Source organism: Nonomuraea solani (assembly GCF_900108335.1).
Taxonomy (GTDB): Bacteria; Actinomycetota; Actinomycetes; order Streptosporangiales; family Streptosporangiaceae; genus Nonomuraea; species Nonomuraea solani.
In genome coordinates, this window is sequence record NZ_FNVT01000009.1 from 24,961 (window position 1) to 39,995 (window position 15,035).

The 15,035-nt window shown below is 69.9% G+C and carries 11 protein-coding genes; 4 read left to right on the forward strand and 7 right to left on the reverse strand.

Going from position 1 to position 15,035, the window contains the following annotated elements; translation table 11 throughout:
- Nucleotides 1-43 precede the first annotated feature (43 nt).
- Complete coding sequence (locus tag C4V41_RS29850) at nucleotides 44-619, forward strand: TetR/AcrR family transcriptional regulator (RefSeq protein ID WP_103959300.1); 576 nt, start codon at nucleotides 44-46, stop codon at nucleotides 617-619.
- Nucleotides 620-774: 155 nt separating this feature from the next.
- The gene (locus tag C4V41_RS29855; RefSeq protein WP_103959301.1) at nucleotides 775-2,604 is read left to right on the forward strand and encodes an RICIN domain-containing protein; all 1,830 of its coding nucleotides are present in this window, start codon (nucleotides 775-777) and stop codon (nucleotides 2,602-2,604) included.
- Here the strand turns inward: C4V41_RS29855 and C4V41_RS29860 are convergent.
- From C4V41_RS29860 to C4V41_RS29875, 4 genes are read right to left on the reverse strand one after another with little or no spacing between them, the layout of a single operon-like run.
- Nucleotides 2,573-4,258, reverse strand: a complete 1,686-nt coding sequence (locus C4V41_RS29860; protein WP_103959302.1) for an amylo-alpha-1,6-glucosidase — start codon at nucleotides 4,256-4,258, stop codon at nucleotides 2,573-2,575. The two genes, C4V41_RS29855 and C4V41_RS29860, sit on opposite strands and share 32 nt — an antisense overlap.
- Nucleotides 4,259-4,275: 17 nt before the next feature.
- The gene (locus C4V41_RS29865; protein WP_103959303.1) at nucleotides 4,276-5,082 is read right to left on the reverse strand and encodes a carbohydrate ABC transporter permease; all 807 of its coding nucleotides are present in this window, start codon (nucleotides 5,080-5,082) and stop codon (nucleotides 4,276-4,278) included.
- Nucleotides 5,079-5,954, reverse strand: a complete 876-nt coding sequence (locus C4V41_RS29870) for a carbohydrate ABC transporter permease (protein WP_103959304.1) — start codon at nucleotides 5,952-5,954, stop codon at nucleotides 5,079-5,081. Before C4V41_RS29870 ends, C4V41_RS29865 begins: the two co-directional genes overlap by 4 nt.
- Before the next feature lie 10 nt (nucleotides 5,955-5,964).
- Complete coding sequence (locus C4V41_RS29875; protein WP_235030454.1) at nucleotides 5,965-7,026, reverse strand: sugar ABC transporter substrate-binding protein; 1,062 nt, start codon at nucleotides 7,024-7,026, stop codon at nucleotides 5,965-5,967.
- 379 nt (nucleotides 7,027-7,405) lie between these two features.
- On the opposite strand from C4V41_RS29875, the gene C4V41_RS29880 reads away from it, so the two are divergent.
- Entirely contained in the window at nucleotides 7,406-8,428 is a 1,023-nt protein-coding gene (locus C4V41_RS29880; RefSeq protein ID WP_103959305.1) for a LacI family DNA-binding transcriptional regulator, read from the forward strand.
- 383 nt (nucleotides 8,429-8,811) lie between these two features.
- Nucleotides 8,812-9,747: an NAD(+)/NADH kinase gene (locus C4V41_RS29885; protein WP_103959588.1), complete on the forward strand. Its 936-nt coding sequence runs from the start codon at nucleotides 8,812-8,814 to the stop codon at nucleotides 9,745-9,747.
- Here C4V41_RS29885 and C4V41_RS29890 read toward each other — a convergent pair whose 3' ends face one another.
- The 3 genes from C4V41_RS29890 to C4V41_RS29900 all read right to left on the reverse strand — a co-directional run bounded on the left by C4V41_RS29890 (nucleotide 9,748) and on the right by C4V41_RS29900 (nucleotide 14,891).
- Entirely contained in the window at nucleotides 9,748-11,490 is a 1,743-nt protein-coding gene (locus C4V41_RS29890) for a hypothetical protein (RefSeq protein ID WP_200824313.1), read from the reverse strand.
- Entirely contained in the window at nucleotides 11,487-12,887 is a 1,401-nt protein-coding gene (locus C4V41_RS29895; protein WP_200824314.1) for a glycosyl hydrolase family 28 protein, read from the reverse strand. Before C4V41_RS29895 ends, C4V41_RS29890 begins: the two co-directional genes overlap by 4 nt.
- A 120-nt stretch (nucleotides 12,888-13,007) precedes the next feature.
- Nucleotides 13,008-14,891: a PQQ-dependent sugar dehydrogenase gene (locus tag C4V41_RS29900; RefSeq protein WP_103959307.1), complete on the reverse strand. Its 1,884-nt coding sequence runs from the start codon at nucleotides 14,889-14,891 to the stop codon at nucleotides 13,008-13,010.
- Between the last annotated feature and the right edge of the window lie 144 nt (nucleotides 14,892-15,035).

Here is a 15,035-nt window from a genome sequence, read left to right on the forward strand (position 1 = left end):
TCGCGCAAAACGTTTGTGCCAATCCGTTGGTACGGTGTCCCGCATGGGAAACCGTGAGGACCTCCTCGCCGCCGCCAAGCGGTGCCTGCGTGAAAAGGGCTACGACCGCACCAGCGTCCGCGACATCGCCACCGCCGCAGGCGTGAGCACCGCCGCGATCGGCTACCACTACCGATCCCGGGAGGCGCTGCTCACCCAGGCGCTGTTCGACCTGCTGGACGAATGGGGCGACAGCCTCGGCCGCGCGCTCGCCCCCAACGCCGGCGACGACGCGGCCCACGCCTTCGAGCGCATGTGGGAGGGGCTCACCGAGCAGTTCGCCGCCCATCCGGATCTCTGGCTGGCCACGGTGGAGTTGTTCCTGCAGGCCCAACGGCAGCCCGAACTGCGCACCCGGGTGGCCGGCGGCATCGCGGAAGGCTGGCGCGGCATGGCCGCGATCCTGCGGAGCGTGCCGGAGGAGACCGTCTCCGACCACTCCGCGCGCACGCTCGGCATGGTGCAGACGGCGCTGATGGGCGGCGTGATGATCCAGAGCCTCAGCGATCCGGCGAACGCGCCCACGGCGGCCGAGGTGCTGGAGGGCCTCCGCGCACTGGCGAAGCTCGCGGGCCCATGACGACCGCCGCACCGGTCCGGTGACAGGCCATTGACACGTTTCCGTCAACGGATCTACGATCCGATCGAATCGATTCGCTAATACACCTCTCCTAGGCATTCCGATGCCAGTTGAGCGCCGTTCCCGTGGTTTCGAATCGATTCAAGGGAGCCAACATGACCCCTCAACGGCCCAGAAGACGGCTCATCTCCATCGCCCGGCTCCTGGCCGCGATGCTCGTCGCCGTCATCCTCCCGGCCGTCCCGGCGGTCCCGGCATACGCCGGCGATGAGTCCATCAGCGTCGACTTCTCCGTGGCCGGCGGCGCTCCGAGCTACCGCGCCTCCGGGTGGATCTACGGCATGACGGAGAACGGCTCGGGGCCGGCGGACCACTTCTTCCGTGACGTGAAATTTCGGTATATGAGGGCCGGTGGCGCTCAGCTCGGCTCGCCGGGCGGCTGGGTGTCGGGCTCCTACGACCGGCGGTGGAACGCGACGCTGGCCCAGGCCAGGCGGACGATCGCGCTCGGCGGCCAGTTCATCATCCTCCCGCACGACTTATGGGGTGCGGACGGCTATCCGATCTCGCGCTTTCCGGGCGACAACGGCGACTGGTCCGACTACGACGCCTTCCTCACCCGCCTGATCAACGACGTGCGGGCCGCCGGAATCACCGTGCAGTGGGACATCTGGAACGAGCCCAACCTCTCCCTGTTCTGGAACCGCTCGCAGGCCCAGTACTTCGAGCTGTGGCGCCGCAGCTACCAGCGCATCCGCGCCGCCTTCCCGGGCCAATCGATCGTCGGGCCGAGCTGCGCCTGCGTGCCGTCCACCACGCACGCCTGGTGGAACTCCTACCTCGACTTCATTCGCGCGAACAACGTGGTCCCCGACATCGTCAGCTGGCACTCCCTGCCCGGCGACCCGGTGGCCAACGTGGCGGCCGCCAACACCACGCTCGGCTCGCGCGGCATCCCGCATCCGCGCCCGTACCAGATCAACGAGTACGGCGCGTCCAGCGAGCAGAACCCGGGAGACGGGTCCTGGTACATCGCCCGGCTGGAGCGGGCGGGCGCCGACGGGCTGCGGGCGAACTGGGCGAGTGCCGGCAACCTGCACAACGATCTGGGCAACCTGCTCGTACGGAACTCCTCGGGCCAGCATCTGCCCAAGGGCGAATGGTGGGTCTACCGTTTCTACGGCTCCCAGACCGGTCAGATCGTCTCGACGACCCCGAGCCCGGCGTACGACGCCTTCGCCACCAAGGCAGCCGGCACGGCCAAGATCCTGGTCGGCGGCGGCGGGACGACCGGCAACATCGCCATCGGCCTCCGGCGGCTCGACGCCACCAGCGGCATCGTGCAGAACAACCAGGTCCGCGCGGTCGTGCAGCGCATCCCGTACAACGGCGGGGGCGCCGTCCAGGGGCCGGTCACCGTACAGAACACGATCCTGACCCTGTCCGGCAACGGCGCCACGCTGAACCTGCCGCACACCAACGCCGACGAGACGTTCACCATCACCCTGCTGCCGCCCTCGGACGGCGGCTTCCAGTCCGTCGCCGTCGCGCAGCACTCCCAGCAGTGCCTGGACAACACCGGCCTGAGCACGGCGGACGGCAACGTGCAGCAGCAGTTCTTCTGCGAGGGCGGCGACCAGCAGCTGTGGAACTTCCGGCCGGTCGCCGGCGTGGCGAACACGTACACGGTGGTCAACCAGCAGAGCGGGAAGTGCCTCGACGTGAGCGCGACCGCCACCGCCGACGGCGCCCCGGTGCGCCAGTGGGCGTGCGGCGGCGCGCAGAACCAGCAGTTCACCCTGCGCAAGGTCACCTACGCCGGCAACGACCCCCGCGACTACCAGCTCGTCGCCCGCCACAGCGGCAAGTGCGTCGACGTCAGCACCATCTCGACCGCGCCCCGGGCTCCCGTCCACCAGTGGACCTGCATACCGGCAGGCCAGGCGAGTCCGCTCAACCAGACGTGGCGGCTCTGGGGCCGATGACCGCGCCGGTTGCCGTGCGCCGCTCGTGGGCGGCGGCGAGGATGAGGTAGGCGCTCGCCGTCCACGTGTAGGCGCGGTCGCGCAGGCCCTCCCCGGTGCGGGCGTCGAAGTTCTCGGCGAACCCCGACTTCTCGCACAGCGCGCGGAAGCGGGAGCTGATCTCGTCGGCCAGGTCCGGGTAGCCGGCGCGGCGCAGCCCGTCCTCGATCAGCACCGTCGAGGGCGCCCAGATGGGGCCGCGCCAGTAGCCGTCGTCCGCGTAGTGCGGCGAGTCGGGCGGCTCGGTCGCGAGGCCGAACGCGGTCAGGTGCCGCTCGATCCCGGCGGCCAGCGCCGCCCGGACGGGGTGCGGCAGCTCCTCCCCCAGCACGATCGGCATGAGGTCGAGCAGGCTGGAGCTGCTCCAGGTACGCCCCGAGTGCACGCCACGGGCGACGAACCGTTCGCCGTCCCACAGCTCGGCGAGGAGCGCGTCGCGCATCCGGTCGGCCCGCTCGTTCCACCGGGCCTCCGGGGCGAGCCGGGCGAGCTGCCGCATCTGCAGGACGAGGAAGGCGGCCAGGTCGGCGGTCTCGACGACGCGCTCGGGGTCGAAGGTGGTGGCGTTGTCCCAGCCGCTGTCGTTGCCGTGCTGGTAGTGCGGCAGCTCACGGCCGGGGGCGCGGCGGGCGTCCAGCCAGAACGTGGTCCAGCGTTCCAGCAGCGGGTACGCGTCCGGCGCCGGAGGGAGGCGGCTCAGCGCCCAGCCGTGGATGGGCGGCTTGACGAAGTTGTGGAGGACCTCGGAGTGGGTGACGGAGTCGGGCAGCGCGCCGGCGGCGTCCTGGTGGTCGAAGGGCAGCCGGAACTGGTCCAGGGCCAGGCCGGGCAGCCCTTCGGCGAGGGCGAGGGCGTTGAAGCAGTGGTCCCAGCTCCACACCTTGTCCATCCAGTGCTTGGACATCAGCACGGCGGGCCGGGTGACGAACCCGGCCGGGCGCACGATGGCCGACCACAGCACGTAGGCGGCCAGTTCGGCGGCGGGCGTGCGGTCACCGCGCCAGGGCGCGACCGCCTCGGTGAACGCGTCGAAGTCCGCCCGCGCGGCCTTGACCACCTGCTCGAAGGTATCGGTGCCGGTGTAAGGGGCGCGGGCGGTCTCGTACTCCTCGATCGCGATCTCCCACGCGCCGCTGAGGACGAGACCGCGTTCGGCGACGCCCAGCGCCTGCGCGCCGTGGGGTTCGGCCCGCCCGGTGAGCGGGGTGATCCGGTAGCGGCGGCCGGTCTGGTAGACGGTGAAGACGTACGAGCCGTCGGCGGGGTCCTGGTAGAAGTAGGGGCCGCTGAACGGCGTCAGCACGGGGTCGGCGGCCAGCAGCCGCAGCCCGAGGCCGTTGCCCCGGACGCGCACGGTGTCGGGGTTCTCGTAGGCCAGGTCGATCCGGCCGTCCTCGCCGGCCCAGGTGAGCTGGTGCGGGGTCGCGGTGATGGCGGTCTCGGCGGTGGGGGTCAGCCGCAGGATCGGGTGCATGCCGGTCTGGTGGGAGACCAGGTGCACATCCTCGGCGTACGTCTTCTCCGCCACCACGGGCGAGAAACCGAACCAGGATCCGCGATGGCTGAACGGGATTTCCCGCAGGGAGAACACCGGGCCGGAGGCGGCGACGGTCATGAAGTGAGGATCCCTTCTCAGTCTTTGACGGCCCCGGCGGTGATGCCGGCGGCGACGTAGCGCTGGGCGATGATGAGCAGGACGGTGGCCGGGATGGAGGCGATGACGGCGGTGGCCATGATGGCGTTCCATTCCTGGTTGTTGTTGCCGATGTAGTGGTAGATGCCCAGGGTGATGGGCTGGTGGTCGCCGGCTTGGTCGAGGGTGGAGGCGAAGATGAAGTCCGACCAGGCCCACAGGAAGGCGAACAGGGCGACGGTGATGAGGGCGTTGCGGGAGACGGGCAGCACGATCGAGGCGAAGGTGCGCAAGGGGCCGGCGCCGTCGGTGCGGGCGGCTTGGAGGAGTTCGTCGGGGATGCCGGACATGAACGCGGTCAGGATCAGCACGGCGAACGGGACGGCGAGGGTGGAATCGGCCACGATCAGGCCGGGCACGGTGTTGAGCAGGCCGAGGTTGAGGTAGATGGCGTAGAAGCCCATCGCCATGATGATGCCGGGGATCATCTGGGCGACCAGCAGCGCGAAGGTGAGGGTGCGGGCGCCGCGTGGGCGGAGTTTGGCCAGCGCGTACCCGGCCGGCGCGGCCACGATCAGGGTCAGGGCCACGGTGCCGAGTCCGACGATCAGGCTCACTCCGAGGTAGGGCAGTTGCTGGTCCAGGACGGCGCGGTAGCCGTCCAGGGTGGCATGAACCGGGAACCAGTTCGGCGGGGTTTTGCGCATGTCGCCGGCCCGGGTGAAGGATACGTTGATCATCCAGTAGACCGGGAACAGCATCACGCCGGTCAGCACCAGCCCGACCGCGGTCTTCAGGGGCTTCATGGTGTGTGCTGCCGGCGGATGTAGAGCAGCCCGAAGACCAGCGCGGTCAAGATGAGCAGGTTGCCGACCGCGGCGCCAGGGCCGAAGGCGGGCACCAGGTTGCCGAAGCCGAGCCGGTAGGACCAGGTGGCGAAGGTGGTGGAGGCGCCGCTGGGGCCGCCCTTGGTCATGATCCAGATGATGTCGAACACCTTCAGCGTGTAGACCAGGCCGAGCAGCAGCGTGATCGCCGAGACCGGCCGCAGCAGCGGGAAGGTCACCCGCCAGAACCGTTGCGCGCCGGTGGCGCCGTCCAGCGCGGCCGCCTCGTGCAGGTCCGGCGAGATCGCCTGCAACCCCGAATACAGCACCACCAGGTTGAACGGGACACCGATCCAGATGTTGGCCAAGGTCACCGACCACAGCGCCCAGTCCGGCGAGGTCAGCCAGTTCACCGGCCCCGCCCCGAACCAGCCGAGCAGCGCGTTGACCACACCGGAGTCGCTGTTGAGCATCCACGACCAGGTCGAGGCCGACACGATCAGCGGCAGCAGCCACGGCACCAGGAACAGGGCCCGCAGCGTGGCCGACAGCGGGAAATGGCGGTGGAAGAACACCGCCAGCGCCAGCCCGATGCCGAACTGGAAGACCAGCGACACCACGGTGAACACGATCGTGTGACCGAGCGCGGGCCAGAAGGTGGCGTCGGCGAGCACCGCCGCGTAGTTGGCCAGCCCGGCGAACGGGGCGTCGCCGTGCACGAACGAGCGCACGGTGTAGTCGCGCAGGCTCAGCTCCACGTTGCGCACCAGCGGGTAGGCGTAGAAGAGCAGCAGGTAAAGCAGCACCGGGGCGAGGAACGCCCACGCCCCGGCACGCCGACGGATGTTCACGGGCGGATGCTCACTGGATGATGGCGCTCTGGGCCGCCGTCAGGGCCTGCTGCGGCTGCTTCGAGCCGCTGAGCGCGGCCTGCACCGCGCCCCACAACGGCTCGGAGATCTTCGGATACTTGGTGCCCAGATCGTCGCTGGTACGGCCCTTGGCCGCCCGCACCGCCGCCACCCACACTTTCAGGTCCGGGTTCGCCGCCACCTGCTGGGCCTGCACCGCCTCGGTGGGCGCGATGTAGGACAACGTGGTGGTCGTCGTCAGTGAATGGCCGGCGCTGGTCAGGCAGGCCACCAGCTTGCGGGCGGTGGGGTAGCGGCCGGTGTCGGACTGCACCGGCACACTGACGAACTCGCCCCCGGTCGGCGCCGGCGCGGTGCCGCCGTCCCTGCCCGGGATGGGAATGATGCCGTAGCCGAAGCCGGCCTTCTCGGCGTTGGCCACCTGCCAGGTGCCGTTCTCGGCGAACGCGAACTCGCCGGTGGCGAACTCCTGCCAGCTGGTGGTCTGGGTGTTGTTGATGACCGAATTCGGCGCATACCCCTTCTTCACCCAGTCCGCCCACAAGGTCACCGCCGCGACCCCCTCGGCCGAGTCCAGCTTGGTCAGCTTCGCGCCCGCGCCCCAGAACCAGGGCAGGAACTGGAAACTGCCCTCCTCGGTGCCGATCGCCGAGAACGTGATGCCCTTCTTCCCGGACGCCTTCACCTTCTCCAGCGCCGCCGTCAATGACGCCCAGTCCTTCACCGAGGCGATGTCCACCCCGGCCTCCTGGAGAACGTCCTTGTTGTAGTAGAGCGCCAGGGTGTTGGCGCCGATCGGCACCCCGTAGGTCTTGCCACCGATCTGCCCGGCCGCGAGCAGATTCGGCGCGATCGAAGCGGTCTGGTCGGTGGTGGTCAGCACCCCCGCCTCGGCCAGCGTCGAGACCACCGGATTGTCCACGATCAACACATCCGGCGCGTTCCCCTGCTGCGCCGCCAGCAGCGCCTTGTTCGTCAGATCCGTGGTGTCATAACCGGTCCGCTCCACCTTCACCCCGGCGTCGGCACCGCACCTGGAAAGCAGCTTCACCCACTCCGAACTCTGATCGAACTGAGGATAGGGATCCCACACGCTGTACGAGGTGCTCGCGCTTGGGGAACCTCCGGACGATGATGAGCAGGCGCCCAGCCCGCCCACGACGGCCAGGGCCGCCAGACTCGCGCCGGCCGCACGCCGGCTCCTTGCCGCTGATCTCAATTGGGCTGCCCTCCGCTTACAGACGTGACGCGGCTGGTACATCAGGAAGTCGAATCGATTCGTCGAATCGGTTCGCCCGAACATAGGCCCGCTCCGCCACCGGAGTCAATGACAGGATGCCGAGTCGTTGCGCGAGCAGGCGACATGGCCTCGGCAGGAACCGATTCGACCTACGATGGTCGGCGACCGGCGGATCGGCCAAGGAGCACGGGTGAACATCGGAGAGATCGCCAAGCGGGCGGGCGTGTCACGCAGCACCGTCTCGTACGCGCTCACCGGCAAGCGCCCGGTGTCGGAGGAGACCAAGCGGCGCATCCAGGCGGTCATCGACGAGCTGGGCTACCGCCCCAACGCCGCCGCCAGGGCACTGAAGGAGGGCCGCACCCGCACGATCGGCCTGGTGATACCGCCGGCCGGCCGGCGCCTGACCGACATGCAGCTCGGTTTCGTGGCCAGCGTGGTCGACGCCGCCGCCCGCGCCGACCTGGACGTCCTGCTGTCACCTTCGGGCGGCGAGCACGACCGGTCCTTCGAGCGGGTGGTGACCGGCCGCCGCGTGGACGGCGTCGTCCTCATGGAGATCCGGCTGGCGGACGACCGGGTCGCCCGGCTGCTGGAGAGCGGCGTGCCGTTCGTCGGCATCGGCCGCACTCGCGACCCGGAGGAGATGTCGTGGGTGGACATCGACTACGAGACGCTCATCGCCAAGTGCGTCCACCACCTCGCCGACCTCGGCCACCGGCACCTGGCGCTGGTCAACCGCAACACCGAGCTGGTCGCCGCCGGATACGGCCCCGGCCACCGCGCGCAGGCCGGTTTCGACCGCGCCATCGCCGAGCGCGGCCTGCGCGGCGTGCGGGTCTGCTGCGCCGACGACGCCCAGGCCGGGCAGACCTGCCTCCAGCAGCTCCTCGCCGAGCACCCGGAGCTGACCGCCATCGCCACGATCAACGAGGCCGCCGTCGCCGGGATGTACCGCGCGCTGGCCGAGGCGGATCTGAGTGTGCCCCGCGACTTCTCCATCGCCGGTGTGGCGGCCCAGCACTGGGCCGAGAACCTGCATCCGCCGCTCACGGCCGCCGACGTCCCCGCCGACGAGATGGGGGCCCGCGCCGTCGAGCTGCTCATCCAGCGCATCGCCGACCCCGGCACCCCGCACCGCCACCTCCTGCTCGCCCCGCCCATCTCGCTCCGCGCCACGACAGGGCCTGCCCGCCCGCGCGAAGACTCCTAGTCGAATCGATTCGACAGGCGCGTGTTCCCGCTCGGCGCACATCTGGGCGATCAGGTGATGGGCCATGACCGCGCGTTCGTCGCGCACAACCGACGGCAGGCCGGACAGGCACTGGTACGGGCCGGTCACCAGCATCCGCAGCGAGGCGGAGGTCAGCGTCTCCTCGATCATGATCCTGTGGAGGGCCGGGTCGCCTGGACACAGAACCGCGCGTACCAGGTGGGGCCGCCCAGGGCGGCCAGATGTCCGGTGAACGAGCGCACCAGACAGGCGACCCAGTCGCGGACGCCCATGGAGCCGGTGGAGCCGGTGGCGCGCTGCGTAAATCATATGATTTACTCAAGCCAAGCAGATGATTTAACAGGTTTGGGTAGGTGCCCTTCGTGAAGATCTCAGCGGACCTCACCCTCGGCCTGGTGGTGCACCCGTCCCGGCCGGTCCTGGACTCCGTTCAGGTGATCACCCGGTACGCGCGCCGCACCGGCGCCACCGTCATCGCCCGCCGGTGCGACGCCGAGCGGGTCGGGCCGGAGATCGCCACCGTCGCGGCCGAGGAGTTCGCCGACCAGGTGGACGGCGTGATCAGCCTCGGCGGCGACGGCACCATGCTGGGCGCGATGCGGCTGATGGTCGGCCGCCAGGTGCCGGTGCTCGGCGTCAACCACGGCCACCTGGGCTTCCTCATCGAGGTCACCCCGTCGGAGCTGGAACGGGCCCTCGACCGCCTGACCGAGGGCCGCTACACCCTCGAACCGCACAGTTGCCTGGAGGCGGGCGGCTTCACCGCGTTCAACGACATCGTGATCGCCGCCGCCGAACCGCTGTCCAGCCTGACGCTCGACCTCGAGGTCAACGGGCTGCGGCACGGCTACTACCGGGGGGACGCGGTGATCGCCTGCACGCCGACCGGCTCCACGGCCTACAACTACGCGGCGGGCGGCCCCGTCATCTCGCCGTCCGCCCCGTCCGTCGCGCTCACCCCCGTCGCGCCCATGTCCGGCATCAGCCGCTCCGTCATCCTCGGCAAGGACGACCACATCGTGCTGCGCAACCCGTCGGAGGACCGAGCGCTGCTCGTCTCCGTGGACGGCACCCCCGCCGACCCGCTGCGGCCGGGTGCCGAACTGTCCGTACGGCTGCGCGCCGACGCCGTGGACGTCGTCCGCTTCGACGCCGACACCCATTCCCAGCGCAACCGGGTCAAGCTCAGCCTGCTGGACCTGCCGCTCAGACGCGACCAGCTCGTGGAGCTCATCCCTCAACCGCTCCGCGAACAGGCCGAACGCCTGCGCCAGGCCCACATGGAGGACCCGGCGTGATCATGGCCGGGGCACCGCGATGCCGCCGTACCGGTCCCAGCCCTGGGAGATGCGCTCGTGGTACTTGCCGGCCTCGGCCGCGTCGCGGACCCAGTCCCACTCCCCGCTCGCCGCTGGTGCCGGATATTTCCGGATCTGCTCGGCGATGAGCCGGGCGTCGTCGAGCCCGTCCCAGATGAGCCGCCGCAGCTTGCGGGTCCTCCGCTCCACGTCCCGGACGTAGATCCGGTACCCGAAGTACGCCGCCGCGACCGCCCGGTGCAGCCTGGCGGTGAGCAAAGTCCGCTCGAAGTAGGCCGTGAGCTGCTGGAGGTGCGCGGCCGACAGGTGCCGCCGGGCCTTCGCGATGTCACGCAGCGCGCTCTCGGCCACCCGCACCCCGTGGTCCTTCTCCGCGAGCACATATCGCAGGTACGCGGGCGTCATCTGGTCGCCGGGCGTCACCCAGCCCCGGTCGAGCACGTACTGCGCCTCCCTGGCCAGCGTGGGGTCGGCCTTGCAGGAGGCGGGCGACAGATGGTTGACCACGTCGGTCCAGAAGTGGAACCGCTTGTTCACGCCGTGCCGGACATAGGTGACCGGCGGGTCGATCCACTTGCCCGACACACTGCGGTGGTAGCTCGAACAGTACGGCTCGTAGTCCAGCCGGGAGTGGTTCGCGGTGTTCGTTCCCAGGCTGTAGAGCACCGAGGTGACGATCTCGTACGACTTCGACAGCGCCGCGGCGACGTCCCGCGCGGCCGCCTTCCCGTACGTCCTGGCCGCGAACTCCCGGTAGATCGTCCCCACGCTCACCCGGCGATCTTCCGTGGCCCGGGCCAGCGCGTACAGGTTGATCTCGGTGGGCGTGCCGATGATGCGCGACTCGTCGTAGCGGTCGGTCCTGGCCACGTAGCCGATCACGTTCGGCAGGCTCTGGTAGTGGCGCAGCCGCCTGACGTGCTCCTCCGGCCACGCGTTCGCGATCTTCCCCTGGCCGTTGTACTCGCCCGCGGTGTCGTACTCGACGAGCACCGGGCGGTCGATCCGCGCGATCGTGGAGTCGTTCGGGTGGGTGAGGAAGAAGTCGTGCGGGGTCGCCTTGGCCATCACCTTGACGTCCGGGTTGCGGACCAGCGCGATCGCGCCGATCGTGCGCTCCATCTCCGCCGGGAAGTATCCGAACGTGCGCAGGTAGAGGCCCATCCCCCGCTCGCCGACGATGACCTCGGCGACCTGGTCGACCAGGTAGGCCAGCTTCTGCTCGGCCGTGGTGAGCTTCGCCGAGTGCTGCCGCTCCACCCGCGCGCCGGTCTCGATGAAGGTCAGCACCACCGAGTCGACGTCCGGCACCAGGTCGAGCATCTCCCGGTAGTCCTGCTTGAACCACTGCCAGAAGGCCGGATCGTCCAGGTCGATCGTGCCGTCGGGGCCGGTGCGGAACTCGGCCGGGTAGTGGTCCAGGTCGTAGAGCGAGTGGTCCCAGATCGCCACCTCGGCGATCCCGGCGTCGTGCGCGGCCGCGACGAGCCGGTTGGCCTGGGCCTGCTTGGCGGGCCGGCGCACCTCGCGCAGGTCGTGCACGATCTCGTGGCTGAGCTGCAGATGATTGATCGCGTACGGCTTCGCGGCGGCGATCACGGCGTCGGCCCCGGCGTCACTGCCGGACAGGATCGTCCACCCGCGCACCGACCGCCCGGCCTCGGCGGGCAGCGCCACCCCGGCCGTGGCCAGCAGGATCAGGACGGCGACGAGGTGCCTCATCGCTCCACACCGTTCACGAACACCTTGCGCAGGCTCAGGCCGTCGGTGTAGGCGATCTTGTCGGGGCCGGCGATGTTCGTGAACACGCACTTCTCCAGGCGGACCCCGGTCAGGTGGTCGGTCTCCAGGCCGACGAGGTTGAGCACGGCAGCGGCGCCGTCGATCCTGGTCCGCTCCATCCGGATGTCGCGCACCGACACCGGCTCGGAGCCGCCCTCGTTGCTGTTGTAGGCCATGTTGACGAAGATCACCTCGCGCTCCACGCCCCGGCCGGTGAAGTCGCGGACGTGGACGCCCTCGATGAAGGCGCCACGCTTCTTGCTGGCCTTGATGTAGACCGGGTATTTCACCGGGTGGTTGCCGGGGAAGTCCGGCGAGTTGATCTCGCAGCGCTCGGCGAAGACGTCGCGGACGCCGCCCGACATCTCGCTGCCGACCGTGATGCCGCCCCAGCGGCCGGAGAAGTGGCAGTCCTGGACGACGATGTTCTCGCTGGGCACGCCCACCCTGCGGCCGTCGGCGTCACGTCCCGACTTGACCGCCACGCAGTCGTCGTTGGTGTTGAAGCGGCAGTGGTGGATGTGCACGTACGACGACGACTCCGGGTCGCAGCCGTCGGTGTTGTACAGGGTGCTGACGACGGTGATGCCCCGCACGGTGACGTTGGTGCACAGGACGGGGTTCACGGTCCACATGGGCGGTTCGAGGATCGTGACGCCATCCACCAAGATGTCCCGACATTTCACGAACTGCACCATGGCGGGGCGCAGGTGGTGCCCGGCCCCGAACACGCGCTGCCCGACCGGCACGCCGTCGTCGCCCATCTTGCGCAGCGCCCGCTGGTCGGCGCCCTGAGGGCCGCCGTTGGCGTACCAGCTCTCCCAGGGGCCCTTCCTGGCCTGGCCGTCGAGCGTGCCCCTGCCCGTGATCGCGATGTTCCGCTGCCCGTGGGCGTACACGAAAGGGCTGTAGTTGTAGCATTCCGTGCCCTCCCACCGGGTGAAGACCACCGGCAGGTACGCGTCCGGGTCGGTGCTGAAGGCGATCACCGCGCCCTCGGACACGTGCAGCTCGACGTTGCTCAGCAGGTGGACGGCACCGGTGAGGAAGCGCCCCGGCGGCACCACGACCCGGCCGCCGCCGCTGCGATGGCACTCGGCGATCGCCGCCCGGAACGCCGCCGTGCAGTCGGTCGTGCCGTCTCCCACGGCGCCGAAGGCGGTGATCTCCCACCGCCGCCTCGGGAACCGGGGAGGCCGGATCTTCCGCAGGATGTCCGGGACCTTGCGCCAGGGGCCGGAGCGCCCGGACTCGGCCACCGCCGGGCCGGCGCCGGGAACGAGGGTGGCCGCGGCGAGAACCCCACCGGCCTTGAGCAGAGAGCGTCGAGAGGACACGGTCACCACCGAGGGTTGTGGAGACATCGGATCTCTGGAGCGTAGATGGCCGACCGGACGAATTCAATTCTTGACGAAACTAATTCGGGCGGTCCGCGGATCACGCGGACCGCCCGGACGTCAGCGGGTTCCCGTCACCTTCCAGATCTTGCCGTTGGCCTTGGACAAGATGAACAGGTCACCGGCCCTGTCCATGCCGATGCGCAGGTCGACCCGGTCGTCTCCGGCCAGGGTCCGCATGGTCACCAGGGTGCCGGCGGCGTTGTAGAGCTTGAGCTGGTAGAGCGGTGCCAGGTCGGTGCCGCCACGCGTCATTTCGGCCTCGTTGGTGGCGAAGACCCAGCCCTGGACGAGGTCGCCGAAGATGTACTTGCCCCGCAGGGCGGTCAGCGGGCCCCGGTAGACGAAGCCGCCCGCGATGGCCCGGCCGAGGTCGCCCGTGCAGCCGGGCGGGCCGTTGTGGTCGTAGGCGGCGACCGGGTAGGTGTAGCCGAGCTGGGCGTCGTTGGCGGGCAGCGGGTAGAGGTAGCAGGGCTCGCCGCGGTCGAAGACGAACGCGCCCTCGCGCTCGCTCCAGCCGAGGTTGTCGCCCGGCCGCACGTCGTAGACGCCCTCGATGTCGTGCTCGCCGATGTGGCCCAGGAACATGCGGCCGGTGCCGCCGCGGTCCCAGCCGAAGCGGTGCGGGTCGCGCATGCCGAGGGCGTAGATCTCGCCGAGCGTGCCCGGCCGGCCGATGAACGGGTTGCTCGCCGGGATGCCGTACCGGCCGTTCGTGCTGTTGGTGCCGCGCGGGTCGATCCGCAGGATCTTGCCGAAGGGCTGGTTGCGCTGCTGCGGCACGGTGCTGGAGACGCCGATGCCGCCGTCGCCGACCGCGACGTACAGCAGGCCGTGGTCGGGGCCGCCAGGGGCGGCGTTCGGGTTGAAGTCGATCTGCTGGACGGCGTGGATGTAGGTGCCGAAGCCGAGCCGCAGCAGTTGCCTGCGGGTGCCGCTGAAGGTGGCGGCGGCGGGGTTGGCCGCCGTCCACTCGGTGACCACGCTCTGCACGACGGCGTTCGGCTGGGTCCAGTCGGCCGGTTGCGAGGTCAGCGCGTTGAACGCCTCGCTGTGGACGGTGTAGAAGCGGCCGTTTGCGGCGAACTCCGGATGGAAGGCCACGAAGCCGAGACCGCTGCCCAGGCCGCGGCCGGAGAAGAAGTTCGACCCCACGGTGGCGCGCACGTCGAGGTAGGTGGCCGGCGGGCCGCCGTTCGGGGGCATTGTGTACAGCCTGCCGTTGAGGTCGGGCACGACCCTGCGCCCGTCGGCGAGCTGGCTGAGGTGGTTGATCCTGGCGTGCCGCATCAGCCGGGCGTCGGTGGGGGTGGGCACCGGCTCGGATCGGGGGAACTGGGCGTATTCGGTGAGCACCAGCCCGAGGTCGGCCTGGATGGGGTTCTGCGGGATGGGGTCCGCGATCGGGCCGTCGCCCGGCGGGGCGCCGACCGTGAGCGCGTCGATGTTGGCCAGGCCGCCCGAGGTGGTGGCGGTGATGCGGATGACGTTGGCGCCCGCGTTGAGCGTCGCCGAGACCGTCTCGTTGCTCCAGGTGGTCCACGCTCCGGTGGCGGCGAACCGGGGGGTGGAGTGGGTGGCGCCGTTGACGGTGAGGGTGGCGGGGCGCGCGGCCGTGCCGCCGTTGGCGTACCTGAAGGCCAGGTCGGTGCTCCCGGCGGCCTCGGCCTGTACGGTGAACTCCACCGCCGGGCCGACGGCGTTGGCGCTGTTGACGAAGCCGGTGCCGGAGTAGCCCGCGTGCTCGCTCTCGACCACGCCGTTGACGATGGCCGCGTTCTCGGCCTCGTAGACGACGGAGGCGGCGGCTGCGGTGGTGACGGTGGTGGCTGCGCTGGCTGTGGCAGTGGCGCCGGCTGTGGCGCCGGCTGTGGCGGTGGCGGTTTGACTTGGCCAGGCCAGCAGGCCGGCCACCAGGAGAGCGACCGGCAGTGTTCTGTGCATGAACGGCCCTTCCGCTGAAAATGGGACCTCTCCCGTGGAGATCGCACGGACTCCACGCGACGTTTCGAAGGCCCTCGGAGGTTAGGAAACTTTCCTATAAACCTTGACTCGCGATTCAACGGCTGGCTTGATGTTGGTCAAACA

Coding starts and splice junctions, on each gene's coding strand:
- C4V41_RS29850 (WP_103959300.1), top strand. CDS start 44: ATGGGAAACCGTGAGGACCTCCTCGCCGCCGCCAAGCGGTGCCTGCGT.
- C4V41_RS29855 (WP_103959301.1), top strand. CDS start 775: ATGACCCCTCAACGGCCCAGAAGACGGCTCATCTCCATCGCCCGGCTC.
- C4V41_RS29860 (WP_103959302.1), bottom strand. CDS start 4,258: ATGACCGTCGCCGCCTCCGGCCCGGTGTTCTCCCTGCGGGAAATCCCG.
- C4V41_RS29865 (WP_103959303.1), bottom strand. CDS start 5,082: ATGAAGCCCCTGAAGACCGCGGTCGGGCTGGTGCTGACCGGCGTGATG.
- C4V41_RS29890 (WP_200824313.1), bottom strand. CDS start 11,490: ATGAGGCACCTCGTCGCCGTCCTGATCCTGCTGGCCACGGCCGGGGTG.
- C4V41_RS29900 (WP_103959307.1), bottom strand. CDS start 14,891: ATGCACAGAACACTGCCGGTCGCTCTCCTGGTGGCCGGCCTGCTGGCC.